The sequence below is a fragment of the Pseudomonas kairouanensis genome (genome assembly GCF_004682055.1).
Classification (GTDB): domain Bacteria; phylum Pseudomonadota; class Gammaproteobacteria; order Pseudomonadales; family Pseudomonadaceae; genus Aquipseudomonas; species Aquipseudomonas kairouanensis.
Map to the genome: position 1 here is coordinate 34,331 of NZ_QUZU01000004.1, position 25,352 is coordinate 59,682.

At 61.3% G+C, this 25,352-nt stretch carries 20 protein-coding genes; 12 read left to right on the top strand and 8 right to left on the bottom strand.

What is annotated here, in order from left to right:
* Positions 1-42 precede the first annotated feature (42 nt).
* The 5 genes from DYL59_RS05100 to tpx all read right to left on the bottom strand — a co-directional run bounded on the left by DYL59_RS05100 (position 43) and on the right by tpx (position 9,820).
* Positions 43-1,584: an efflux transporter outer membrane subunit gene (locus DYL59_RS05100; RefSeq protein WP_135288197.1), complete on the bottom strand. Its 1,542-nt coding sequence runs from the start codon at positions 1,582-1,584 to the stop codon at positions 43-45.
* Positions 1,581-4,688 carry an efflux RND transporter permease subunit gene (locus DYL59_RS05105; RefSeq protein ID WP_135288198.1) on the bottom strand — a complete coding sequence of 1,036 codons (3,108 nt, stop codon included), beginning with the start codon at positions 4,686-4,688 and terminating at the stop codon, positions 1,581-1,583. The genes DYL59_RS05100 and DYL59_RS05105 overlap by 4 nt, the downstream gene beginning before the upstream one ends.
* Positions 4,685-7,786: an MdtB/MuxB family multidrug efflux RND transporter permease subunit gene (locus DYL59_RS05110; protein WP_135288199.1), complete on the bottom strand. Its 3,102-nt coding sequence runs from the start codon at positions 7,784-7,786 to the stop codon at positions 4,685-4,687. The genes DYL59_RS05105 and DYL59_RS05110 overlap by 4 nt, the downstream gene beginning before the upstream one ends.
* The gene (locus tag DYL59_RS05115) at positions 7,783-9,087 is read right to left on the bottom strand and encodes an MdtA/MuxA family multidrug efflux RND transporter periplasmic adaptor subunit (protein WP_135288200.1); all 1,305 of its coding nucleotides are present in this window, start codon (positions 9,085-9,087) and stop codon (positions 7,783-7,785) included. The genes DYL59_RS05110 and DYL59_RS05115 overlap by 4 nt, the downstream gene beginning before the upstream one ends.
* 232 nt (positions 9,088-9,319) lie before the next feature.
* The gene (gene tpx, locus DYL59_RS05120; protein ID WP_135288201.1) at positions 9,320-9,820 is read right to left on the bottom strand and encodes a thiol peroxidase; all 501 of its coding nucleotides are present in this window, start codon (positions 9,818-9,820) and stop codon (positions 9,320-9,322) included.
* A gap of 158 nt (positions 9,821-9,978) precedes the next feature.
* On the opposite strand from tpx, the gene DYL59_RS05125 reads away from it, so the two are divergent.
* The 10 genes from DYL59_RS05125 to DYL59_RS05170 all read left to right on the top strand — a co-directional run bounded on the left by DYL59_RS05125 (position 9,979) and on the right by DYL59_RS05170 (position 21,295).
* On the top strand, positions 9,979-11,268 hold the full coding sequence (locus DYL59_RS05125; RefSeq protein ID WP_135288202.1) for a glycosyltransferase: 1,290 nt from the start codon (positions 9,979-9,981) through the stop codon (positions 11,266-11,268).
* Positions 11,269-11,340: 72 nt separating this feature from the next.
* Positions 11,341-12,246 carry an AraC family transcriptional regulator gene (locus DYL59_RS05130; RefSeq protein WP_135288203.1) on the top strand — a complete coding sequence of 302 codons (906 nt, stop codon included), beginning with the start codon at positions 11,341-11,343 and terminating at the stop codon, positions 12,244-12,246.
* A gap of 218 nt (positions 12,247-12,464) precedes the next feature.
* Positions 12,465-13,748, top strand: coding sequence for an ABC transporter substrate-binding protein (locus tag DYL59_RS05135; protein ID WP_420359266.1), 1,284 nt, complete (start codon positions 12,465-12,467; stop codon positions 13,746-13,748).
* Positions 13,749-13,908: 160 nt separating this feature from the next.
* Positions 13,909-14,835, top strand: a complete 927-nt coding sequence (locus DYL59_RS05140) for a carbohydrate ABC transporter permease (protein ID WP_135288205.1) — start codon at positions 13,909-13,911, stop codon at positions 14,833-14,835.
* Positions 14,836-14,845: 10 nt separating this feature from the next.
* Positions 14,846-15,676: a carbohydrate ABC transporter permease gene (locus tag DYL59_RS05145; RefSeq protein ID WP_016968929.1), complete on the top strand. Its 831-nt coding sequence runs from the start codon at positions 14,846-14,848 to the stop codon at positions 15,674-15,676.
* Between the two features lie 22 nt (positions 15,677-15,698).
* Positions 15,699-16,802 carry an ABC transporter ATP-binding protein gene (locus DYL59_RS05150; RefSeq protein WP_135288206.1) on the top strand — a complete coding sequence of 368 codons (1,104 nt, stop codon included), beginning with the start codon at positions 15,699-15,701 and terminating at the stop codon, positions 16,800-16,802.
* Positions 16,803-16,818: 16 nt separating this feature from the next.
* Entirely contained in the window at positions 16,819-18,294 is a 1,476-nt protein-coding gene (locus tag DYL59_RS05155; protein ID WP_135288207.1) for a mannitol dehydrogenase family protein, read from the top strand.
* Between the two features lie 142 nt (positions 18,295-18,436).
* Positions 18,437-19,918, top strand: a complete 1,482-nt coding sequence (xylB, locus tag DYL59_RS05160) for a xylulokinase (protein WP_135288208.1) — start codon at positions 18,437-18,439, stop codon at positions 19,916-19,918.
* Between the two features lie 12 nt (positions 19,919-19,930).
* The gene (locus DYL59_RS05165; protein ID WP_135288209.1) at positions 19,931-20,869 is read left to right on the top strand and encodes a carbohydrate kinase family protein; all 939 of its coding nucleotides are present in this window, start codon (positions 19,931-19,933) and stop codon (positions 20,867-20,869) included.
* A 171-nt stretch (positions 20,870-21,040) separates the two neighbouring features.
* On the top strand, positions 21,041-21,295 hold the full coding sequence (locus DYL59_RS05170; protein WP_135288210.1) for a DUF2790 domain-containing protein: 255 nt from the start codon (positions 21,041-21,043) through the stop codon (positions 21,293-21,295).
* Between the two features lie 67 nt (positions 21,296-21,362).
* On the opposite strand, the gene DYL59_RS05175 is transcribed toward DYL59_RS05170, so the two are convergent.
* The gene (locus DYL59_RS05175) at positions 21,363-21,632 is read right to left on the bottom strand and encodes a DUF1652 domain-containing protein (protein ID WP_135288211.1); all 270 of its coding nucleotides are present in this window, start codon (positions 21,630-21,632) and stop codon (positions 21,363-21,365) included.
* Positions 21,633-21,850: 218 nt separating this feature from the next.
* Positions 21,851-22,861: a threonine ammonia-lyase, biosynthetic gene (gene ilvA / locus DYL59_RS05180; RefSeq protein WP_135288212.1), complete on the bottom strand. Its 1,011-nt coding sequence runs from the start codon at positions 22,859-22,861 to the stop codon at positions 21,851-21,853.
* Positions 22,862-23,116: 255 nt separating this feature from the next.
* Here ilvA and DYL59_RS05185 point away from each other — a divergent pair, with 255 nt between their 5' ends.
* Positions 23,117-23,317 carry a ParD-like family protein gene (locus DYL59_RS05185; protein WP_003190946.1) on the top strand — a complete coding sequence of 67 codons (201 nt, stop codon included), beginning with the start codon at positions 23,117-23,119 and terminating at the stop codon, positions 23,315-23,317.
* The gene (gene map / locus DYL59_RS05190; RefSeq protein WP_135288213.1) at positions 23,317-24,072 is read left to right on the top strand and encodes a type I methionyl aminopeptidase; all 756 of its coding nucleotides are present in this window, start codon (positions 23,317-23,319) and stop codon (positions 24,070-24,072) included. The genes DYL59_RS05185 and map overlap by 1 nt, the downstream gene beginning before the upstream one ends.
* Positions 24,073-24,181: 109 nt before the next feature.
* On the opposite strand, the gene sfnG is transcribed toward map, so the two are convergent.
* The gene (gene sfnG, locus DYL59_RS05195; protein ID WP_135288214.1) at positions 24,182-25,267 is read right to left on the bottom strand and encodes a dimethylsulfone monooxygenase SfnG; all 1,086 of its coding nucleotides are present in this window, start codon (positions 25,265-25,267) and stop codon (positions 24,182-24,184) included.
* Positions 25,268-25,352: the final 85 nt, after the last annotated feature.

Here is a 25,352-nt window from a genome sequence, read left to right on the forward strand (position 1 = left end):
GGGCGGCAAGCCCCCTTCCCACATGGATCGCCGTGTTTATCGCTAGTCTTCTTTGTCACTGATGGGCGTCTGGCCGTCCCAACCGCCGCCCAACGCGGCAATCAACTGCACACTCGCCACCAGCCGCGTCTGCAACAGGGTCAACACCGTGCGTTCATTGCTCAACGCCGTGGCCTGCACCGTGACCACATCCAGGTAGGCAATCAAACCGGCCTTGTACTGGTTTTCCGTGAGGCGTAACGACTCACGCGCCGCGTCCAGCGCTTCGTTGCTGACCACCGCCTCGTCTTCCAGCACCTTGAGCTGCACCATGTAGTTTTCCACTTCGCGGAAACCATCCAGCACGGTCTGGCGGTACTTGGCCACCGTCTCGTCGTAGGAAGCCACGCTACGGTCGACCTCCGCCGAGCGCTGACCGCCGTCGAACAGGGTCATGGCCAGTTTCGGCCCCACCGACCAGAAGCGATTCGGCAGGCTGATCCAGTCTGCGTAGGTGCTGCTGGAATAACCACCGGCCAGGCTCAGGCTCAGGTCCGGGTAGTAGGCTGCCTTGGCCACGCCGATATTGGCGTTGGCCGCAATCACCGAGCGTTCGGCCGAGGCGATGTCCGGGCGGCGTTCCAGCAATTGCGATGGCAGGCTCAGCGGGATCTGTGGCAGGGCCGGAATACTCTGGCTCACGGGCAGGTTGAAGTTGGCCGGAGCTTCGCCAATCAACACGGCAATCGCGTTTTCCAACTGGGCGCGCTGCCAGATCAGGTCGATCAGGCTGGCCTGGGTAGACTTGAGTTGGGTTTGCGCCTGGGCGACTGCGTCCTTGCCGGAGACGCCGGCACGGTATTGGTTTTCGGTCATTTTCAGCGAGCGCTGGTAGGCGTCCAGGGTCGCTTGCAACAGACGAGTCTGCTCATCCATGACCCGCAGTTGCAGGTAGTCCTGCACCAACTCCGACTGCTGGCTCAAGCGCATCGCGGCCAGGTCCGCCGAACTGGCTTCGGCCGTGGATTCGTTGGCTTCCAACCCACGGCGCAATTTGCCCCATACATCGGCCTCCCAACTCACGCCCAACTGCGCATTGAGGGTGTCGCGGATACCACTGCTGGAACTGCTGAGGCTGGCGTTGCTGCTGCCGGTGCCTTGGCTGGCGCGGGTTTTGCCGACGCTCAGGTCAACCGTGGGAAAGAAAGAACCCCGCGCACTGCGCACCTGGGCCTGGGCCTGGCGAAAACGCGCCTCAGCCTGGGCCACGGTCTGGTTGGAGGTGTTCAGGCGCACCACCAAGTCATTGAGCTGACGGTCACCGTACAGCTCCCACCAGGCGCCACGGGCCAGGGAATCGCTCGGGGTGGCTTGGCGCCAGCCTTGGGCTTGCTTGAACTGCACCGGCTCCACGACGTCCGGGCGCTTGTAGTCCGGGCCGATGGCGCAGGCGCTGAGCAAGAGCGCCAAACCCACTGTCGGAGCGAGCTTGCTCGCGAAGATCGTCAACGATAACGCTGGCCGCCTGAATGCACGGGGCGCCCTCAGGTTTTTCGCGAGCATGATCGTGCCTACAGGGAGACGCTGGTTGGTTGAATCGGTCATAGCGCAGTGTCCAGGGCAGCATCGGTCCGCACGCCGCGCCAGCGGTTGAAGCGATGGCGCGCGCGGTCGAGATAAAGGTAAACCACCGGGGTGGTGTAAAGGGTCAGAACCTGGCTGAACACCAGGCCGCCGATGATGGTCAGGCCCAGCGGGCGGCGCATTTCCGCGCCATCCCCGGTACCCAGCAGCAAAGGCAAGGCACCGAGAATGGCCGCCAGGGTGGTCATCAGGATCGGCCGCAGCCGCAACAGGCAGGCACTGCGAATCGATTCCAGCGGCCCCATGCCGTCATTGCGCTCAAGCTGCAGGGCCAGGTCGATCATCAAGATCGCATTCTTCTTCACCACACCGATCAGCAGGAACAGACCCAGCAGGGAAATCAGGCTGAATTCGCCCCCCGTCAGGTAAATCGCGAGCATCGCGCCAACCCCGGCCGAGGGCAGCGTCGAAAGAATCGTCAGCGGGTGAATATAGCTTTCATACAAAATACCCAACACCAGGTACACCGCCACCAGCGCGCCAAGGATCATGAACGGCTGGCCCTTCTGGGTCGCCGCGAACGCATCGGCCGTGCCGGCCATCTTGGCGATCACGTCTTCGGGCAGGCCGACCTTGGCAATCGCCCGCTCGATGGCAGCGGTGCCCTGCTCAACCGTCACCCCCGGCGCCATGTCGAAGGCGATGTTTTCCGAAGCGAACTGGCCTTCATGGCTGACGCGATCATCGGCCAGGCTGTTTTCATAGTGGGCAATGGTCGACAGCGGTACCCGTGCGCCGTCGGCGGTGATCACCTGCATCTGGTTGAGGGTGATCGGGTCCTGGGCGTATTTGGGGTTGACCTCCATCACCACCTGGTACTGGTTGAGGCTGTCGTAGATGGTGGAAATCTGCCGCTGGCTGTAGGCGTTGTTGAGCACCGCCGTGACCATGCTCATGTCGATACCCAGGCGCTTGGCCTGGTCGCGGTCCACCACCAGGGTGACCTGCGCCGCGCCCCGACCTTCACGGGCGTCAATGGCCGTGAGTTGCGGCAGCTCGCGCAAGGCGGCGACGACTTTCGGGTACCACAGGCGCAACGCGGCCAGGTCGCCGCTTTGCAGGATGTAGGAATACTGCGCACTGGTCTGGTCGCGACTGCCGCCAAATTGCAAATCCTGGTCAGCCATCAGGAACAGGCGCCCACCGGGCACCAACGGAACATCCTTGCGCAGGCGCTCGATCACCGCCTGGGCCGAGACCTTACGCTCACTGATGGGCTTGAGGCGCACCAGCATTACCGCGTTGTTGGTGCCGTTGTTGCCACCGATAAACCCGGCCACGCTCTGCACCGCCGGGTCCTTGAGCACCGCCTGGCGAAAGGTTTCCATCTTCGGCTGCATCACATTGAACGACAGCCCGTCATCGCCGCGCACAAAGCCGATCAACTGGCCGGTGTCCTGTTGCGGCATAAAGGTTTTCGGCACCACCACGTACAGCGCAACGTTCACACCTACGGTGATCAGCAGGCTGAGCAGGGTCAGGCGGCGGTGGCGCAGCACCCAGTCCAGGCTGGTAGCGTAAACGGCGACCATGCGATCGTTGACCTTTTGGCTCCAGCGCTGCAAGCCGGTCATCCGGCCTTTGATATGGGGCTTGAGCCAGCGGGCGCAAAGCATCGGGGTGAGGGTCAGCGAGACCACCAGCGAGACGATGATCGCCGCCGACAAGGTGATGGAAAATTCGCGAAACAGGTTGGTGACGATCCCACCCATAAACAGGATGGACAGGAACACCGCCACCAGCGACACGTTCATCGACAGCAGGGTAAAGCCGACTTCCTGGGCCCCCAGGTAGGCCGCCTTCATCGGCGGCACACCGTCGTCGATATGCCGGGAGATGTTCTCCAGCACCACGATGGCGTCGTCCACCACCAGGCCGGTGGCCAGGATCAGCGCCATCAGCGAGAAGTTGTTCAGCGAGAACCCGAACAGGTACATCACCGCAAAGGTGCCCACCAGCGACACCGGCACCGCCAGCGTCGGGATCAGGGACGCGCGGAAGTTGCCGAGGAACAGGTACACCACCAGCACCACCAGGGCCACCGCAATCAGCAGGGTCATTTCCGCTTCATGCAAGGTGGCGGTGATCACCGGCGATCGGTCCATGGCCAGGTTGAGCTTGACGCTGGAGGGCAGCACTGCCTGCAATGCCGGTAACTGTGCCTTGATCTGCCGCACGGTCTCGATGATGTTGGCGCCGGACTGGCGGTTGATCACCAGCAGCACCGCCGGTTCGTTGTTGAAGAAGCCGCTGTTGTAGCGGTCTTCGACACCGTCGCTGATCTTGGCCACATCCCCCAGGCGCAGGGCCGCGCCGTTCTGGTAGCGGATCAGCAGCGGCTCGTAGTCCTTGGCTTTTTCCAACTGGTCGTTGGCCTGGATCTGCCAGTTGCGCTCGCTGTCTTCCAGGGAACCCTTGGGCCGGCGCTGGTTGGCGTTGGCGATGGTGTTGCGCACATCGTCCAGGGCCACGCCGTACTGGTCCAGCGCCTTGGGCTCAAGCTCGATACGCACCGCCGGCAGGGAACTGCCGCCGATCTGCACTTCGCCCACGCCGGGCACCTGGGACAGGCTTTGGGACAGGATGGTCGACGCCAGGTCATACAGCTGGCCCTTCTGCAACACGTCCGAGGTCAGCGACAGCACCATGATCGGCGCCTGGGACGGGTTGATCTTCTTGTAGGTGGGCATGCTGCGCATGCCGCTGGGCAGCAGGTTGCGCGAGGCATTGATCGCCGCCTGCACTTCCCGCGCGGCACCGTTGATATCGCGGTCGGAGTCGAACGCCAGGATCACCCGCGTGGAGCCTTGGCTCGACGAACTGCTCATGGTGGTGATACCGGCAATCGCGCCGAACGAGCGCTCCAGCGGCGTCGCCACCGTAGACGCCATCACCTCGGGGCTGGCACCCGGCAGGCTGGCCGAGACCACGATCACCGGGAAGTCGATCTGCGGCAACGGCGACACCGGCAGCAGGTTGAAGCTCACACCGCCCAGCAACATGATCGCCAGGCTCAGTAGCATGGTGGCTACCGGGCGGCGAATGAAAGGTCCGGACAGGTTCATGACTCAACCGGCTCCAGGCTTTGCGGCTCTTTGCGCCAGCGACGGCCAAGGCGGTCGAAATACAGGTAGATCACCGGCGTGGTGAACAGGGTCAATACCTGGCTCACCAGCAAGCCGCCGACCATCACCAGGCCCAGGGGTTGGCGCAATTCAGCGCCCGACCCGGTGGCCAGCATCAACGGCACCGCACCGAACAGCGCAGCCAGGGTGGTCATCAGGATCGGCCGGAAGCGCAGCAGCGCCGCCTGGTAAATCGCCGTCTGTGGGTCCAGGCCCTGGTTGCGCTCGGCGTCGAGGGCGAAGTCGATCATCATGATCGCGTTTTTCTTCACGATACCGATCAGCAAAATGATGCCGATGATCGCGATCATGCCCAGGTCATTGCCACTGAGCAGCAACGCCAGCAAGGCCCCGACTGCGGCGGACGGCAAGGTGGAGAGGATGGTGATCGGGTGGATATAGCTCTCGTACAGCACCCCCAGCACGATGTACATGGTGACCACCGCGGCAAGAATCAGCAGCAAGGTGCTCGACAGCGAGGCCTCGAACGCCTGCGCCGCGCCCTGGAACTGGGTTTGCACCCCCACCGGCATGCCGATGTCTTTCTGGGTCTGGTTGATCAGGTCCACGCCTTTGCCCAGCGCCACACCGGGGGCCAGGTTGAACGACATCATCACCGCCGGGAACTGGCCGATATGGGCAATGGCCAATTGGGCCTGGCGTTGCTCCACACGGGCCAGGCTGGACAGGCGTACCTGGCCGCCGTCGGTGGTTTTAACGTGGATCTGGTTCAGTGCATCCGGGCCGAGGGTTTCGCCGGATTGGGCCTGCAACACCACACGGTATTGGCTGGCCTGGGTATAGATGGTGGAAATCTGCCGCTGGCCAAAGGCGTCGTACAGCGCGTCGGTGATGGTGGACACGCTGACGCCCAGGCGCGAGGCCGCGTCGCGGTCGATCACCAGGTACACCTGCAGGCCCTTGTCCTGCAGGTCGCTGGCGACATCGGTGAGTTCCGGCAATTGGCTCAAGGCGTGCACCAACTTGTCGCTCCATAGCGCCAGCAGGTCGGCGTCCGGCGACGACATGCTGAACTGGTACTGGGTGCGGCTCACGCGGTCTTCGATGGTCAGGTCCTGCACCGGCTGCATGAACAGGCGGATACCCACCAGCTTGTCGATCTGCGGTTGCAGCCGGGTGATCACCTCGGCCGCGCTCAAGTCACGCTGGCCGTGGGGCTTGAGGTTGATCAGCAAGCGCCCGCTGTTGAGGGTGGCGTTATCGCCATCCACACCAATGTAGGAAGACAGGCTTTCTACCGCCGGGTCCTCCAGGATGATCTTGGCCAATTCCTGCTGGCGCTGGCTCATGGCCGCGAAGGAAATCGACTGCGGCGCCTCGGAAATACCCTGGATCACGCCGGTGTCCTGCACCGGGAAAAAGCCCTTGGGCACCATCAGGTACAGGAACACGGTCAAGCCCAGGGTAGCGATGGCCACCAGCAGGGTCAGCGGCTGGTGCTTGAGCACCCACTGCAATTTGCGCCCGTAGGCTTCGATCAACCAGTCGATCCATGCGCCGCTGGCTTTATAAAAACGCCCCTGCTCTTCTTCCTTGGGTTCACGCTTAAGCAAGCGTGCACACATCATCGGCGTGAGGGTTAGCGACACCACCAGCGAAATCAGGATCGCCACCGCCAGGGTGATGGCAAATTCGCGGAACAACCGCCCCACTACGTCGGCCATGAACAGCAACGGAATCAGTACCGCAATCAGCGACAACGTCAGGGAAATCAAGGTAAAGCCGATTTGCTTGGCGCCCTTGAGCGCTGCCGCCATCGGCGTTTCACCTTCTTCGATATAGCGGGAGATGTTCTCCAGCATGACGATGGCATCGTCCACCACAAAGCCGGTGGCGATGGTCAATGCCATCAGCGTCAGGTTATTGATGGAAAAACCGGCCAGGTACATCACGCCAAAGGTGCCCACCAAGGACAGGGGTACCGCGATGGACGGAATAATCGTGGCGCTGACCCGGCGCAGGAACAGGAACGTCACCATCACCACCAGGGCAATGGCGATCAGCAATTCGTGTTGCACATCGGTCACCGAGGCGCGGATGGTCTGGGTACGGTCGGTAAGTACCGTCACATCCAGGCCGGCTGGCAGGTTGTCGGTGATGCTCGGCAGCAGCGCTTTGATGCGGTCGACCACCTCGATCACGTTGGCACCCGGTTGGCGCTGGATATTGAGCAGCACGGCCTGGTTTTCATTGGCCCAGGCGGCGAGGCGTTCGTTCTCGGCGCCGTCGACGATCTGTGCCACGTCTTTGAGACGCAACGGCGCACCGTTGTTGTAGGCCAGGATCAGCTCGGCGTACTGCTGGGGCGAAACCAGTTGGTCGTTGGCATCGAGCATCGACACACGAGTAGGCCCGTCAAAGTTGCCCTTGGGCTGGTTGACGTTGGAAGCGGCGATCAGGGTGCGCACGTCCGACAGGTTCAGGCCATTGGCCGCCAGGGCCTCGGGGTTGACCTTGATGCGCACGGCCTGGCGCTGGCCGCCGGCGATGCTGACCATGCCGACGCCGCTGATCTGGGCAATTTTTTGCGCCATGCGCGTGTCGACCAGGTCATTGAGCTTGGGCAACAACATCGTCTTGGAGGTGACGGCCAGGGTCAGCACCGGGGTATCCGCCGGGTTGACCTTGTTGTACACCGGCGGCGCCGGCAAATCCTTGGGCAACAGGTTGGTGGCGGCGTTGATCGCGGCCTGCACTTGTTGCTCGGCAACGTCCATATTGACGTCGAGGTTGAAGCGCAGGGTCAGCACCGAGGCCCCGCCAGAGCTGGTGGACGCCATCTGCGTAAGCCCGGGCATTTGCCCGAACTGGCGCTCCAGCGGCGCGGTGACCGCACTGGTCATCACGTCCGGGCTGGCGCCGGGATACAGGGTCATCACCCGGATGGTCGGGTAATCCACCTGGGGCAAGGCCGACACCGGCAGCAAGCGATAGGCAATGATGCCGGCCAGGACAATGGCCAGCATGCTCAGCGTGGTGGCGACCGGGCGAAGAATAAACAGCCGCGAGAGGTTCATGAACCGACCTTTTGCGCCTTGCCGGCGGTGGTGCCGGTCTCCCCTTTTGCCGCAGGCTTGCCTTGCAGGTGCTCGGTGGGCGTGGTCGGTACTTCGCTGCTGTCGTTGACCACTTCGATCTCGCTGCCGTCCTTCAAGCGGTCGGTGCCTTCCAGCACCACACGATCGCCAGCCACCAGGCCTTCCTTGATCACGGTGTTGTCGCCATCGGTGTCACCCACCACCAGTGGCTGCACCTTGACCTTCTTGTCGCCATCGAGCTTGTAGACAAAGGTGCCGCTGTTGCCGAACTGGATTGCCGCAGAGGGCGCCAGCACCACGTTGTGCAGGGTGTCGGCCAGCAGGTGCACGTTGACGAACTGGTTGGGGAACAGCGCCTGGTCCTTGTTATCGAAGCGGCCCTTGAATTTCAGGGTGCCGGTGGTGACATCGATCTGGTTGTCGAGGCTTTGCAGCACGCCGACCGCCTGCTTCTTCACGTCGCCACGGTCCCAGGCTTCTACCGGCAGCTTGTTGCCGGCGTGGTAGCGGGTGAGCACGGTGTCGAGAGTATTTTCCGGCAGGGTGAACACCACGTTGATGGGCTGGGTCTGGGTGATCACAGCAATGAAGGTGGTGTCGTTGGCGGCCACCAGGTTACCCACGTCGACCTGGCGCAAGCCTACGCGGCCGCTGATGGGCGCGCGGATCTTGGTGAATTCGAGGTTGAGCTTGGCGTCGTCCACCGCGCCCTGGTTGGTCTTGACCGTGCCCTGGTATTGCAGCACCAGCGCTTCGGCGGTGTCCAGGGTCTGCTTGGCGATACTGTCCTGGGCGTACAGACCGCGATAACGCTCTACATCTACCTGGGCGTTTTTAAGTTGCGCCTGGTTCTGCAACAGCGTGCCCTGGGCCTGGAGCAAGGCATTCTGGTAGCTGCGCGGGTCGATCTCGGCCAGCAGGTCGCCGGCCTTGACCATTTGCCCTTCTTCAAAGGCGATCTTCACCAACTCGCCGCCCACCCGGCTGCGCACATTGATGGTATTGAGCGCCGTGACGGTGCCCAGGGCCTTGTAGTACACCGGGAAATCACCGAGCACCGTCGGTGCCACACGCACCGGAACCGGCCCGGTGGAACCGCCGAAGCCCGGGCGCATCATCCCCGTCTTGCCAGCACGCCCTGCGGGGGCCTGCTCGGCGCCCTCTTTATGGCTGGCGGGCCAGAATTTCCAGCACAGGCCGGCGATAACCAGCAGCACGAGCAGGCCGAACAGCCAGCGGCGGGACTTACGGGGGGAGGATTGCATGGATTGATCAACCATTGGGCGCGAGAGCTTCTTCTTTGGGAGGCTGAAAGATAAGCACTGGGGCGCATTTAGAAAAGCGCCTTTACCGGCTATTTACCTTGGGCTTACAACTTTTAACTTCTGACCTTAGTCCATTCGCTAATTCAGCTAAGCGTTTGACCCCTAAATAAAAACGGCCTGGACTAGGCCAGGCCGCAATCATGTAGCACGCGTGTTACTGCCAGGCGACAGTAATGCGCCGAAACAGTTACTTCAAAACAGCCAGGGCGGCTTCGTAGTTTGGCTCGTGGCCAATTTCGGCAACCAGTTCGCTGTGCAGGACTTTGTCGTTTTCGTCCAGCACCACAACAGCGCGGGCGGTCAGGCTGCGCAGCGGGCCGTCAACGATGTTCACACCGTAGTCTTCGGAGAAGGCAGCGCTGCGGAAGTCCGACAGGTTCTTCACGTTGTCCAGGCCTTCGGAGCCGCAGAAGCGTGCCTGGGCAAATGGCAGGTCCGAGGAGATGCACAGCACAACGGTGTTGGCCACATCGTTGGCCTGGGCGTTGAACTTGCGCACCGACGTCGCGCAGGTCGGGGTGTCGACGCTTGGGAAGATGTTCAGCACTTTGCGCTTGCCGGCAAAAGTGGCCAGGGTTGCATCCGACAGGTCGCCGGCGGTCAGGGTGAAGTCAGGGGCCTGGGTACCGGCTTGTGGCAGTTCGCCTTCAACCTGGACAGGGTTACCACGGAGAGTGACTTGAGCCATGAACGGAATCCTTATGCTGGGTTTATTGAAACGAATTCGAGAGGCGGAAGTTAACCACAAAGTGGTGTGACTACCTACCGCCGAACACAAATTGTCATCCTGCCCCTTTGTGGTTTAATTGCGCGCTTTGCGCACCCTCCCCAAGGAAACTGTTGTTGATGAATCAGCCTGCCACCCGAGTTCTGGTCATTGGATACGTCTGGCCCGAGCCCCGCTCCTCTGCCGCTGGCGGGCACATGATGCAAATACTGGAAACTTTTCTTACGCAAAATTGGGAAATCACCTTTAGCAGCCCCGCCGCCCTCGGCGAGCACAAGGCCGACTTGCAAGCCCTGGGTATCGCCGAGCGCGCCATCGAGCTGAATAACAGCAGTTTCGACGACTTTATCCGCGAACTGGCCCCGGACATCGTGCTGTTCGACCGTTTCATGATGGAGGAGCAATTCGGCTGGCGCGTCGAAAAATGCTGCCCAGACGCCGTGCGTGTGCTGGAAACCTCTGACCTGCAAAGCCTGCGCGATGCCCGTCACCAGCGCCTCAAAGACCACCTCAAGGCCCACGCCGACGGCGACGACTTCAGCACGTTGTTCGCGCCAGCGCTGGCAGAGGAATTCCAGCTGATGGCCACCACCGATGTCGCCAAGCGCGAGATCGCCGCGATCTACCGCTGTGATGTCAGCCTGATGATCTCCGATGTGGAAATACGCCTGCTCACCGAGCAGTTCAAGGTGCCCTCCGCCCTGCTCCACTGGTGCCCGTTGATGCTTGCGCCGCCCGCCGAGGCGTTCGCCCCGTATGAAGCACGCGCGCACTTCCTCAGCATCGGCAACTTCCGCCACGCCCCCAACTGGGATGCGGTGCTGTGGATGAAAAACAGCCTGTGGCCGCTGATCCGCCAACAGCTGCCAGGCGCCCAGTTGCACCTCTACGGTTCCTACACACCGCCCAAGGCCACCGCACTGCATAACCCGGCCCAGGGTTTTCATGTGATGAACTGGGCCGAAGATGCACTGCAAGTGATGAGCGCGGCGCGCATCTGCCTGGCGCCGTTGCGGTTTGGCGCCGGCATCAAGGGCAAGTTGGCGGATGCGATGCTCTGTGGCACGCCAAATATCACCACGCCCATCGGTGCCGAGGCCATGGGCGATGACCAGCCATGGCCGGGTGTGATCGAACAGTCTGCGCCGGCACTCGCCGCCGCTGCCGTCGCGCTGTACCAGGACCGCGAGCGCTGGACCCAGGCTCAGGAAGACGGCCGCCGCCTGCTGACGCGCCGCTACGACCAGGCCTACCATGGCCCGGCGCTGGTGGCGTGCCTGGAGCACTGTCGCGAAAACCTCAGCGCCCATCGGCGGGACAACTTCACCGGGAGCATGCTGCGCCACCATGCGCATAAAAGTACTCAGTACATGTCCCAGTGGATCGAGGCGAAAAACCGCAACCTATAAACACCGGGCTGGCAGGTGCGTACACATAGGGGCATTATTCGGCTCGCACCCTAACAATAAAGCGACGGCAGCATGACCCGAGCAACGCGCATCACCGACCCTTCCTACGAACTGATGGACGATCACAACGGCCTGTCCATCATTTATCGCCAGCATGGTTTCCCCTGCCCGCTGGTGCGCTGGCATTTCCACAAGGAATACGAGCTGCACCTGATCGTCGCCAGCTCCGGCAAAGTGTTTATCGGCGACTACATCGGCAACTTCTACCCGGAAAGCCTGTTTCTCACCGGCCCCAACCTGCCCCACAACTGGATCAGCCAGGTCGAAGAAGACGAAGTGGTGCCCAAGCGCGACATGTTGGTGAACTTCACCGATGAACTGTTGGAGAGCGGCAGCCAGATCTTCACCGAACTCAAGAGCCTGTCACCGCTGCTGGACCGCGCGCAGTACGGCATCGAATTTCGCTGCAAAAAGACCATCGCCCAGGCCATGACCCTGATGCAACGCATCGAGGACGCCCAGGGCATGGCGCGCCTGGGGCACTTCTTTATCCTGCTGGAAGTGTTGAGTGCCTGTGAGGACTACCAACTGCTGTCGGGCGTGACCACACCGCAGTTGGCCGATGAGCACAGCATCGACCGCACCAACCGCGCGGTGGACTACATTTTTGCCCACTACGCACGGGAATTGCCGCTCGAAGAGGTGGCGGACTACCTGGGCATGAAGCCAACGTATTTCTCGCGGGTGTTTAAACAAGCGACCGGGCGCACGTTTATCGAATTCGTCAATCGGCTGCGGATCAGCAAGTCGTGCGAGTTACTGGCGGACGGTGATAAAGCGGTGACGGATGTGTGTTTTGAGTCGGGCTTCAACAATATTTCCAACTTCAATCGGCGGTTTCAGCAGCTTAAAGGCATGACGCCATCCCACTACAGGCGCCTGGCGGTGCAGCGGCTGACCGAGAAAAACCTGGCTTAAAGGTTTCAGTCCAAGAACTGACGAGTGCAAAAAAGTATCAGTCCCAGTGCGCCCAAGGATTTGTCACAACCCCATTTCAAGGCTGTAATCAACCGCACACTCTTCCTGACTCCTTGTAGGAAGACACAACAACAATAACTGTCCTTCTGTAGCCCTTGGGCGCGGAAATGGAGTGCGCGATGAAGTTCACAGCAAAAGCTCTGCTTGTCTCTACCTGCATGATGACCTGCATGACCCTCAGCGCCGTCAGCCTTGGCGCGCAAACCCTGACCATTGCCACCGTCAACAACAGCGACATGATCCGCATGCAAAAGCTATCGAAAACCTTCGAGGCCGAGCATCCGGAGATCAAGCTGAACTGGGTGGTGCTCGAAGAAAACGTACTGCGCCAACGCCTGACCACCGACATCGCCACCCAAGGTGGACAGTTCGACGTGTTGACCATCGGCATGTACGAAGCTGCACTGTGGGGTGCCAAGGGTTGGCTGGAGCCGATGAAAGACCTGCCAGCTTCCTACGACCTGGACGATGTATTCCCTTCGGTGCGTGACGGTTTGTCCGTCAAGGGTTCGCTGTACGCCCTGCCGTTCTACGCCGAAAGCTCGATCACCTATTACCGCACCGACCTGTTCAAGGACGCCGGGCTGACCATGCCCGAGCACCCGACCTGGACCCAGATCGGCGAGTTCGCCAGCAAGCTCACCGACAAGAGCAAAGAGCAATACGGCCTGTGCCTGCGCGGCAAAGCCGGTTGGGGCGAGAACATGGCGCTGATCACCACCCTGGCCAACGGCTACGGTGCGCGCTGGTTCGATGAGAAGTGGCAGCCAGAATTCAATGGCCCGGAATGGAAGGACGCGCTGAACTTCTACGTCGACAACATGAAAAAATCCGGCCCGCCGGGCGCCTCCAGCAACGGTTTCAACGAAAACCTCGCACTGTTCAACAGCGGCAAGTGTGCGATCTGGGTCGATGCCAGCGTGGCCGGCTCGTTTGTCACCGACAAGACGCAAAGCAAGGTGGCGGACCACGTCGGCTTCACCTTCGCCCCTCACGAGAAGACCGACAAGGGCACCTCGTGGCTGTACTCCTGGAGCCTGGCAATCCCTACCAGCTCCAAGGCCAAGGACGCCGCCAAGGTGTTCACCAGTTGGGCAACGTCCAAGGAATACGGCGCGCTGGTGGCCAAGACCGACGGCGTTGCCAACGTACCGCCAGGCACACGCAAGTCCACCTACAGCGACGAGTACATGAAAGCCGCTCCGTTTGCCAAGGTCACGCTGGAATCGCTGAAAGTGGCGGACCCGACCAAGCCGACCCTCAAGCCAGTGCCCTATATCGGCATTCAGTTGGTGACCATTCCTGAGTTCCAGGCCATTGGCACCCAGGTGGGCAAGTTCTTCTCGGGTGCGCTGACCGGTCAGCAAACGGTTGATGCAGCACTGACCGCCGCGCAGACCACCACCGAGCGGGAAATGAAGCGGGCCGGTTACCCCAAATAAAGTGGGTACACCGCGGTAAATGTGGGAGCGGGCTTGCTCGCGAATGCGGTCTTCCAGTGAATACTTCAGTGACTGACACTCCGTATTCGCGAGCAAGCCCGCTCCCACACTGACCGCGCTTCGATTCTAGTTCTGCATGTACCTGACTGGTTCTGATCCTATGAATACCAACACTGCCCAAGTGCAAACCGCCGTGCCGGACAAACCGCGCAAAAACCGCCTGGCCAACCCCGGCTGGTTCCTTGTCAGCCCCTCGGTGGCCCTGCTGCTGCTGTGGATGATCGTGCCCCTGGGCATGACCCTGTACTTCTCCCTGATTCGCTACAACCTGCTCTACCCCGGCGAAAACCAGTTCGTGGGGCTGGAGAACTTCACCTACTTCATCACCGACTCGGGGTTCCTGCCCGGCGCTACCAACACCCTGCTGCTGGTGGGCAGCGTGCTACTGATCAGCGTGGTGTTTGGCGTGTTGATCAGCGCCCTGCTCGAAGCCAGTGAGTTTCTCGGCCGTGGCCTGGTGCGGGTGCTGTTGATCTCGCCGTTCTTCATCATGCCCACCGTCGGTGCGCTGATCTGGAAAAACCTGATTTTCCACCCGGTCTCCGGGATTCTTGCCGCTGTGTGGAAGTTCTTTGGCGCCGAACCGGTGGACTGGCTGGCGCACTACCCGTTGCTGTCGATCATCATCATTGTGTCGTGGCAATGGCTGCCCTTCGCCATCCTGTTGTTGATGACCGCCATGCAGTCCCTCGACCAGGAACAAAAGGAAGCCGCGCGCCTGGACGGTGCCGGCGCCATCGCGATTTTCTGGCACCTCACCCTGCCCCACCTGGCCCGGCCGATTGCGGTGGTGGTGATGATCGAGACGATCTTTCTGCTCTCGGTGTTCGCCGAAATCTTCACCACCACCAACGGTGGCCCCGGCTACGCGTCTACCAACCTGGCCTACCTGATCTACAACCAGGCGCTGGTGCAGTTCGACGTGGGCATGGCCTCGGCCGGCGGCTTGATTGCCGTGGTCATCGCCAATATCGCGGCGATCATCCTGGTGCGGATGATCGGCAAAAACCTGACTGACAAGCCTTGAGGGCCGCGCCATGACGCTTCAACAATCCCGCCGCCTGCAAAGCCTGTTGCTCGGCACATTGGCCTGGGCCATCGCGATCCTGATTTTCTTCCCGATCTTCTGGATGGTGCTCACCAGCTTCAAGACCGAAATCGACGCGTTCGCCACACCGCCGCAGTTCATCTTCACGCCGACGCTGGAGAACTACCTGCACATCAACGAGCGCAGCAATTACTTTGCCTACGCCTGGAACTCAGTGGTCATTTCCTTCAGCGCCACCGCCCTGTGCCTGCTGATCTCGGTACCTGCTGCCTACTCCATGGCGTTCTACGAGACCCAACGCACCAAGGGCACGCTGCTGTGGATGCTGTCGACCAAGATGCTGCCGCCGGTGGGCGTGCTGATGCCGATCTACCTGCTGGCCAAGAGCTTTGGCCTGCTGGATACGCGTATTGCGCTGATCATCATCTACACCCTGATCAACCTGCCGATTGTGGTGTGGATGGTTTACACCTACTTCAAGGACATCCCCAAGGACATCCTCGAAGCCGCCCGCCTCGACGGCGCCACGCTGTGGCAAGAGATGGTCCGCGTGCTGCTGCCGATTGCCAAGGGTGGCCTGGCATCCACTGTGCTGCTGTCGCTGATCCTGTGCTGGAACGAGGCGTTCTGGTCGTTGAACCTGACCTCTTCCAACGCTGCGCCGCTGACCGCGTTGATCGCCTCCTACTCCAGCCCCGAAGGCTTGTTCTGGGCCAAATTGTCTGCCGTCTCGACCCTGGCCTGCGCGCCGATCCTGATCTTTGGCTGGATCAGCCAGAAACAGCTGGTGCGCGGTTTGTCCTTCGGCGCCGTTAAATAATAATTCCAAGCGGAGGCCCATCATGGCCAACCTGAAAATCAAGAATCTGCAAAAAGGCTTCGAAGGTTTCTCGATCATCAAAGGCATCGACCTGGAAGTGAACGACAAGGAATTCGTGGTCTTCGTCGGCCCCTCAGGCTGCGGTAAATCCACCCTGCTGCGTTTGATCGCAGGCCTTGAGGAAGTGAGCGAAGGCACCATCGAACTGGACGGTCGCGACATCACCGAAGTGACCCCGGCCAAGCGCGACCTGGCCATGGTGTTCCAGACCTATGCGCTGTACCCGCACATGAGCGTGCGCAAGAACATGTCGTTCGCCCTGGACCTGGCAGGCGTCGACAAAAAGTTGGTGCAAAGCAAAGTTGACGAAGCCGCGCGCATCCTCGAACTGGGCCCGCTGCTGGAACGCAAGCCCAAGCAACTTTCCGGCGGCCAGCGTCAGCGCGTGGCCATCGGCCGGGCGATTGTGCGCAACCCGAAGATCTTCCTGTTCGACGAACCACTGTCCAACCTCGACGCCGCCCTGCGCGTGCAGATGCGCCTGGAACTGGCGCGCCTGCACAAAGAACTGCAAGCCACCATGATCTACGTGACCCACGACCAGGTCGAAGCCATGACCCTGGCGGACAAAGTGGTGGTACTCAACAGTGGGCGCATCGAGCAAGTCGGCTCGCCGCTGGAGCTGTACCACCAGCCGGCCAACCTGTTTGTGGCAGGGTTTCTCGGCACGCCGAAAATGGGTTTTCTCAAGGGCAAAGTCACCCGCGTCGAAAGCCAAGGTTGCGACGTGCAACTGGACGCCGGCACTACTGTCAGCCTGCCGTTGAGCGGCGCCACCCTGAGCGTCGGCAGCGCTGTGACCCTGGGCATTCGCCCGGAACACCTGGAGATCGCCTCACCCGGCCAAACCACCCTCACGGTCACCGCCGACGTCGGCGAACGCCTGGGCAGCGACACCTTCTGCCATGTCATCACCGCCAACGGCGAGCCGTTGACCATGCGTATTCGTGGCGACATGGCCAGCCAATACGGCGAAACCCTGCAATTGCACCTGGACCCGGCGCACTGCCACCTGTTCGATACCGACGGCGTAGCCGTGGCCCGTCCACTGCGCGCTGCCGCCTGATTTCGCGAGAGTTGTGATGAAACTGAATAAACAGAACCTCACTCAGTTGGCGCCCGAAGTGCAACTGCCGGTGTACACCGCCACCTCCCAGGGCATTGCCCATATCGGCGTCGGCGGTTTCCACCGCGCGCACCAGGCGTATTACACCGACGCGCTGATGAACACCGGCGAAGCCCTGGACTGGAGCATCTGCGGCGTCGGCCTGCGTGCCGAGGACCGCAAGGCCCGGGACGACCTGGCAGGCCAGGACTACCTGTTCACCCTGTATGAACTGGGCGACAGCGACGACACCGAAGTGCGCGTGATCGGCGCCATCAGCGACATGCTGCTGGCCGAAGACAGCGCCCAGGCCTTGATCGATAAGCTGGCCAGCCCCGAGATCCGCATCGTTTCGCTGACCATCACCGAAGGCGGCTACTGCATCGATGACAGCAATGGTGAGTTCATGGCCCACTTGCCGCAGATCCAGCACGACCTGACGCACCCCAAGGCGCCGAAGACCGTGTTTGGCTTTATCTGCGCGGCACTGACCCAACGCCGCGCCGCTGGCATCCCGGCGTTTACCGTAATGTCCTGCGATAACCTGCCCCACAACGGCGCGGTCACACGCAAGGCGCTGCTGGCGTTTGCCGCCCTGCATAACGCCGAGCTGCATGACTGGATCAAGGCCAATGTGAGCTTCCCCAATGCCATGGTGGACCGCATCACGCCCATGACCAGCACGGCCCACCGCCTGCAACTGCATGACGAGCACGGCATTGACGATGCCTGGCCGGTGGTGTGCGAACCCTTTGTGCAGTGGGTGCTGGAAGACAAGTTCGTCAACGGCCGCCCGGCCTGGGAAAAGGTCGGCGTGCAGTTCACCGATGACGTCACCCCCTATGAAGAGATGAAGATCGGCCTGCTCAATGGCAGCCACCTGGCGCTGACCTACCTGGGGTTTCTCAAGGGTTATCGGTTTGTACACGAGACCATGAACGATCCGGTGTTCGTGGCCTACATGCGCGCCTACATGGACCTGGATGTCACGCCCAACCTGGCCCCCGTACCCGGCATCGACCTGACCGAATACAAGCAGACCCTGGTAGACCGTTTCTCCAACCAGGCGATTGCCGACCAGTTGGAGCGGGTGTGCTCCGATGGGTCGTCGAAGTTTCCAAAATTCACCGTGCCGACCATCAACCGCTTGATTGCCGATGGCCGTGAGACTGAACGCGCGGCGCTGGTGGTGGCGGCTTGGGCGTTGTATTTGAAGGGGGTGGATGAGAACGGGGTGAGCTATAAGATCCCCGATCCGCGGGCCGAGTTCTGCCAGGGACTGGTCAGCGATGACGCCTTGATCAGCAAGCGATTGCTGGGGGTGGAAGAGATCTTTGGCACGGCTATTCCCAATTCGCCTGAGTTTGTGGCAGCGTTTGAGCGGTGTTTTGTGAGTTTGCGAGACAATGGCGTCACTGCAACGCTGGTGCAACTCCTGAAGAAACCGAATTAAAACTGTGGGAGCGGGCTTGCTCGCGAATGCGGTGGGTCAGTGAAGTAAGTATCAACTGAAACACCGCATTCGCGAGCAAGCGCGCTCCCACATTTTGATCGGGTTACCAATCCATAAAAATAGTACTGCTGAGCACGCCACCATGACCCAGCAAAACCTGTTCCTCGGCATCGATTGCGGCACCCAGGGCACCAAGGCCATCGTTCTCGACGCTACCAGCGGCAAGGTGTTGGGGCTGGGCGCCGCCGCCCATACGCTGATCAGCGGCGCCAATGGCCGTCGCGAGCAAGACACTCAAGAGTGGCTCGATGCCTTTACCCAAGCCACCCACCGCGCCTTGAAACAGGCCGGCGTAGACGGCCAGGCCATTCTCGGCATCGGCGTTTCCGGCCAGCAACACGGCCTGGTGTTGCTCGATGACAGCGGCCAGGTATTGCGCCCGGCCAAGCTGTGGTGCGACACCGAAACCAGCGCTGAAAACGACCGTCTGTTGCAACACCTGGGCGGCGCAAGCGGCTCGCTGGAACGGCTTGGGGTAGCGATTGCACCGGGCTACACGGTGTCCAAGCTGCTATGGACCCGCGAACAGCATCCGGACATTTTTGCGCGCATCGCCCATATCCTGCTGCCCCATGACTACCTCAATTACTGGCTCACCGGTCGCGCCGTCGCCGAATACGGCGACGCATCGGGCACCGGGTATTTCAATGTGCGCAGCCGTGAGTGGGACGTGGCACTGCTCAAGCACATCGACCCCAGCGGCCGCCTGGAAGCCGCCTTGCCGCAGCTGATCGAGGCCGATCAAAGCGTGGGCACGATCCTGCCCGCCATCGCCGAACGCCTGGGCATCAACCCCAACGCCATCGTCTCCAGTGGTGGCGGCGACAACATGATGGGCGCCATCGGCACCGGCAATATCGCGCCGGGGGTCATCACCATGAGCCTGGGCTCGTCGGGCACCGTGTACGCCTTCAGCGATCAGCCCAATGTGAGCCCCCAGGCCTCGGTGGCCACGTTCTGCGCCTCCAGTGGCGGTTGGTTGCCGCTGATCTGCACCATGAACCTGACCAACGCCACCGGGGTGATTCGCGAGCTGTTCGAACTGGACCTGCCCACGTTCAACGCCTTGGTCGAACAGGCCCCGATCGGCGCCGACGGCGTGAGCATGCTGCCGTTCCTCAACGGCGAACGCGTACCCGCCCTGCCCCACGCTACCGGCAGTGTGCACGGCCTGACCATGACCAACCTGACCCGCGCCAACCTGTGCCGCGCCGTGGTCGAAGGCACCACCTTCGGCCTGCGCTATGGCCTGGACCTGCTGCGCCAGACCGGCCTGCAAAGCCAAAGTATCCGCCTGATCGGCGGCGGCTCGAAAAGCCCGGTGTGGCGGCAGATGGTCGCCGATATCATGAACACCGAAGTGATCTGCACCGAACAAAGCGAAGCCGCTGCCCTGGGCGCGGCGATCCAGGCGGCGTGGTGTCAGTCTGGCGAGCCTCTGGCCCAGCTGTGCGACAACTGCGTGAGCGTCGACCCGGCCAGCCGAACCTTGCCCGTGGCGGCCAGCGTGAACGCCTATCAACAGGCCTACGAGCGCTACCAGCAGCTTGTGGCAACCCTTTAAGAGCGAGCGACTATGTATCTGGTGTGTGGTGAAGCGCTGTTTGATTTTTTCAGCGAGGAAGATGCCAGCGGGCGGGCTTCCAGGGTCAACTACAAGGCGATTGCCGGCGGCTCGCCGTTCAACGTGGCGGTGGGGTTGCGCCGCCTGGGCATCGAGGCCGGGCTGTTCGGTGGCCTCTCGACTGACTTCCTGGGCCGCCGCCTGCTGCAGGTGCTCAAGGACGAAGGCGTGAGTGAGCAGTTCCTGGTGGAATTTGCCGCGCCCACCACGCTGTCGATGGTCGCCGTGGGCGCCAATGGCTCGCCGCAGTACAACTTCCGGGGCGAAGGTTGCGCCGACCGGCTGCTGGAACCCCCCCACCTGCCCGAACTGGGCGCGGAGGTTCGCGGCCTGCATTTCGGCTCGTTTTCCCTGGTGGTGCAGCCGATTGGCGACACCCTGTTGCGCCTGGTTCAACGCGAAAGCGGCAAGCGCCTGATCAGCCTCGACCCCAACGTACGCCTGAACCCGCAGCCAGATATCCAGCTGTGGCGCGACCGCGTGGCGCAACTGGTCCAGCATGCCGACCTGATCAAGGTCAGCGACGAAGACCTGCACCTGCTCTACCCCGACCAGTCCCCCGAAAGCGTGCTGCAGGGCTGGCTGCAACACCGTTGCCAGTTGGTGTTCCTCACCCGTGGCGGCGAGGGCGCAACGGTGTTCAGCCGCCAGCATGGCAGTTGGTCTGCGCCAGCCGTCAAGGTCGTGATGGCCGATACGGTCGGTGCCGGGGACACCTTCCAGGCGGCCTTGATTGCCTGGCTGACCGAACAATCGCTGGACTCCATAGCAGGCCTGCAACAACTCAGCCGCGATCAGATCGACGCGATGCTCGGGTTTGCGATTCGTGCGGCGGCCATGACGTGCACCAAGACCGGCCCAGACCTGCCCTATCGCGATCAGCTGGGCTGAAAAAACCGTTAATTCGTAGGAGAACTTCGGCGATAGCGTAGGAAAAAGCTTTCGAACATGAAGCTTTTGTCAGCAACCCGAAAATTAATCCATGGTTAATGTCTGGGGACAACAGTGAGAGCGTCCGCCCATCACCTTGATGGGCCCGCGAACCTCTGTTGGAGAACCACCATGAAACTGCAAACACTGCTCCTGGCAAGTGCCCTGGCACTGGTTGGGGTATCGGGCCTGGCACAAGCCGATTCAAAACCTGTGCCCTACCGCTATGGCATGCCGATGGATGTCGAGAAGGTCATTTCCATGAACGAGCCGCAGACCGATGAGTGCAAGGTCATCAAGGCCGATATCAAGTTTTTGGATAAAGCGGGCGCGGTGCAGTACGTGAGTTACAAAAAATTGTCCGACGCCTGCATGTTCCAGAATTGAACCGCGTGCGCAGGGCAGCCGTATCGGGCCTGGCGTTTATCCAGGCCCACAGCTTTTCGGTCAGTGCCTAGTAGTAGGTGCGCCCCCCGACTCTTTGCAAAACAGGGGCATGGGTGTGCTTGAGGTCTTCGCGCAACCCGGTAATCAGGTTGCAAATGGCCCGACTGCTGTCGAGTTTGTCAGCGTTTATACCTTTGACTTCCAAATCCACCCGGTCACGGTCGCGGTCGTCATACACCTTGATCGTCAGCGACGCATCTTCGGCTTTGGTGCATTCGCACCGTTTGGGCAGGAAACTTGTTTCAATAATGCTGCGAAGTTCCAGTTCCGAAAGCATGGCCAACCTCTCCTTTCATGAGACTGCCAATCGATTGTTATAGGTGTGGCAGGCGCTTGCCCGCCGCGTCTTGCCAGCCTTGGAAGACGCTTGCATGGATCAGCCTACTCGGCAAAATCCGGCGGCGTTGTAACTTTTCCTCATAAGTGCCGCTCGTTGTTATATATCCAACGAGGTTTTAAACATTGAGTTGTTTAATCGTCGGCGAATAACCGGGATTAAACGGTTAACCCTGCACTTGCCGCCACTCGCTCGGCAACATGTCGCAAACTATCGAAGTTGATATTGGCGCCGGAATTGACCGCCACCAGGGTTTGCCCACGCACGCCCATGCGCGCCACGTACTTGCGCAGGCCCGCCACCGCCAATGCGCCGGACGGTTCGGTGATGGAACGGGTGTCGTCGTAGATCAGCTTGATGGCACTGCACAACTCGTCATTGCTCACGGTGAGCACTTCATCCACCCAGTCGCGGCAGATTTCAAAACCGTAGGCGCCGATCTGCGCCACCGCCGTGCCGTCGGCAAACCCGTCCACACTGGGCAGCACCACCCGTTCCCCCGCCTCCATGGCGGCCAGCAAGCACGCCGAGCCTTGCGGTTCGACGCCGATGATGCGCACCTCAGGCCGCAGGTATTTGACGTACGCCGCGATCCCGGCGATCAGCCCCCCGCCGCCCACCGGCACGAAGATGGCGTCGAGCGGCCCCTGTTGCTCGCGCAGGATCTCCATGGCCACGGTGCCTTGGCCAGCGATCACCAGAGGGTCGTCGAAGGGCGACACAAAGGTGCTGCCGGATGCCTGCGCCAGTTGCAGTGCATGGGCCAGCGCAAACGGGAAGCTCTCCCCGTGCAGCACTGCTTCGGCGCCACGGGAACGTACACCCAACACCTTCAACTCCGGCGTACTGCAGGGCATGACGATGCGCGCCTTGATCCCCAACTCCCGGGCCGCCAGGGCCACACCCTGGGCATGGTTACCCGCCGAAGCCGTCACGACCCCTCGGGCTTTTTCGGCATCGCCAAGCTGCACCAGCTTGTTGTAGGCGCCACGGATTTTGAAGGAAAAGGTCGGCTGCAGGTCTTCACGCTTGAGCAACACCGTATTGCCCACCAGGGCCGACAACGCTGGCGCCGCTTGCAGGGGCGTGCGCACTGCCAGGTCATAGACCGGCGCGGCGAGGATCTTTTTTACGTAGTGTTCAAGCAGTTCCGGGGCGGCGGTGTTCATGGGTGTCTCCTGGCGTTATGCAAAGGGCCCTGGAGACGGAAAAACAAAACCCGCCTCTAAGGCGGGTTTGGGTGCAGCCGTGTGCTATCCCGCCAAATGAGGAATGGCGGAAATAATAATGGTCTGCTGGCTGCGCGAGGCTGGAAAGGTCATGCCACGAAATTAACCGCCCTCAGCGGCAGCAGTCAACAAAAGGTTTACGCACACCATACGAAACGTATACGCTTCGTATACCCACTCTGCACAGTGAACCCCATGGGCATCGTCAAGATCACCGACCAACTGCACGAACAACTGCGCCTGGCCAGCGCTGCGATGGACCGCTCCATCAACGCCCAGGCCGAGTTCTGGATCAAGATCGGCCTGCTGGCCGAACTGAACCCGCACCTGCCCTACAACGAGCTGATCAACAAACTGTTGTTGGACAAACCCGACCTGATCCGGGGGCGCAGCTGATGATCAAGACCGCCCCACAACTGGCCGTGATGCGTGAATCCGGGCGCCTGCTGGCCCAGGTTTTCACCATGCTCGACGGCTTCGTCGCCGCCGGCCGCTCCACCCTGGAGCTGGACGCTGCCGTCGAAGCCTTTATCCGCAACGACCTCCAGGCCCGCCCTGCCAGCCTGGGCCAATACGACTACCCCTTTTGCATCAACACCTCGATCAACGAAGTGGTGTGCCATGGCATGCCCAGCGCAAAAGACGTGTTGAAGGACGGCGACATCATCAACATCGACATCACCCTGGAAAAAGGCGGTTTTATCGCCGACGCCAGCAAGATGTACATGATCGGCACCGTGGCCCCCAAAGCGCGGCGCCTGGTGGAGCAGACCTTCGAAGCGATGTGGGCCGGCATCCGTCAGGTCAGGCCCGGCGCCCGTCTGGGGGATATCGGCCATGCGATCCAGAGCCACGCCCAGGCCAACGGCTACAGCGTGGTGCGTGAATACTGTGGCCATGGCATTGGCCGGCAGATGCACGAAGAACCCCAGGTGCTGCACTTCGGCCGCCCCGGCACCGGGCTGGAACTGCGTGAAGGCATGGTATTTACCGTGGAGCCGATGCTCAACCAGGGCGGCGCCAAAGTGCGCAGCCTGAAGGATGGCTGGACCGTGGTGACCAAGGACAACAGCCTATCGGCGCAGTGGGAACATACCGTGGCGGTGACCGCCGATGGCTTTGAAGTGCTGACCCTGCAAACCACTGTCTGATTCACCTGAAACCTTGTGGGAGGGGGCTTGCCCCCGATAGCGGTGTATCAGCCAAATACGCTTCACTGACCCACTGCCATCGGGGGCAAGCCCCCTCCCACAGGGTCGATCACGCCACCTGCTTGATCCCAGCCTTGGCTTCCAGCTCACGCACCAGCGGCAACACCCGCTTGCCGAAGTACTCCACTTCTTCCTGAAAATGCAGAAAGCCCGCCAGCACCAGGTCCACGCCCACCGCCTTGAGCGCAACGATCCGCTCGGCGATCTGCTGTGGTGTGCCGATCAGGTTGGTCTTGAATCCGTCGTTGTATTGCACCAGGTCTTCAAAGCTGGACTTGGCCCAATTCCCCTCGCCTTCGGGTGAAGCCTTGCCCGCTTGCCTGGCGGCATCACCGAACGCGTTGACCGCTTCCGGGTCGGCCTTGTCGATGATTTCAGCCAGCACCGCGCGGGCTTCCTCTTCGGTGTCACGGGCGATCACAAAGGCGTTTACGCCAACTTTGACCGAATGGTTATTCGCTGCGGCCTTGGCGCGAATGTCATCGACCTGAGCCTTGATGCCTTCCGGGGTGTTGCCGTTGGTGAAGTACCAATCGGAGACCCGCGCCGCCATGTCCCGTGCGGCCCGCGAGCTACCGCCCTGGAACATTTCCGGCTGGCCGAGGGGCTTGGGTTTGAGGGTGTAGTTGTTGAAGCGGTAGAAGTCGCCCTTGAAGGTGAAGTCGTCCTGGGTCCAGATGCCTTTGAGGGCGCGGATGAATTCTTCTGAACGGCGATAGCGCTCGTCGTGTTCCAGCCAGTGCTCGCCGATGGCCTGGAACTCGCCCTTGAACCAACCGCTGACGATATTGACCGCGATGCGGCCATTGGTGAGTTGGTCGATGGTCGCCAGTTGCTTGGCGGCCAGTGCCGGCTGCCACGGGCCGGGCAGGATCGCGGCGATGACCTTAAGCTTGGTAGTGGCCGCCAGCAACGCATGGCTGAACGCCACGGACTCATGCTGGTTCTCGGCACCGTAGCCGGCGGTGAAGCGGATCTGGGTGAGGCCGTATTCGAAGCCTGCGGCTTCTGCCAGTTGCGCCAGTTTGCGGTTGTAGTCGATCCCCCAATGGGTGCGCTGCTCGATCTTGCTGACCACCAGCCCACCGCTGACGTTGGGCACCCAATAGGCGAATTTCACAGGCTGCTGACTCATCGCACGTTACCTCGTACAAAAGGAATGTACCCAGGGCTTGAGCAGCAAGCGTGCCAGCCAGGGCAAACGCCCATGCTTGGGGGGT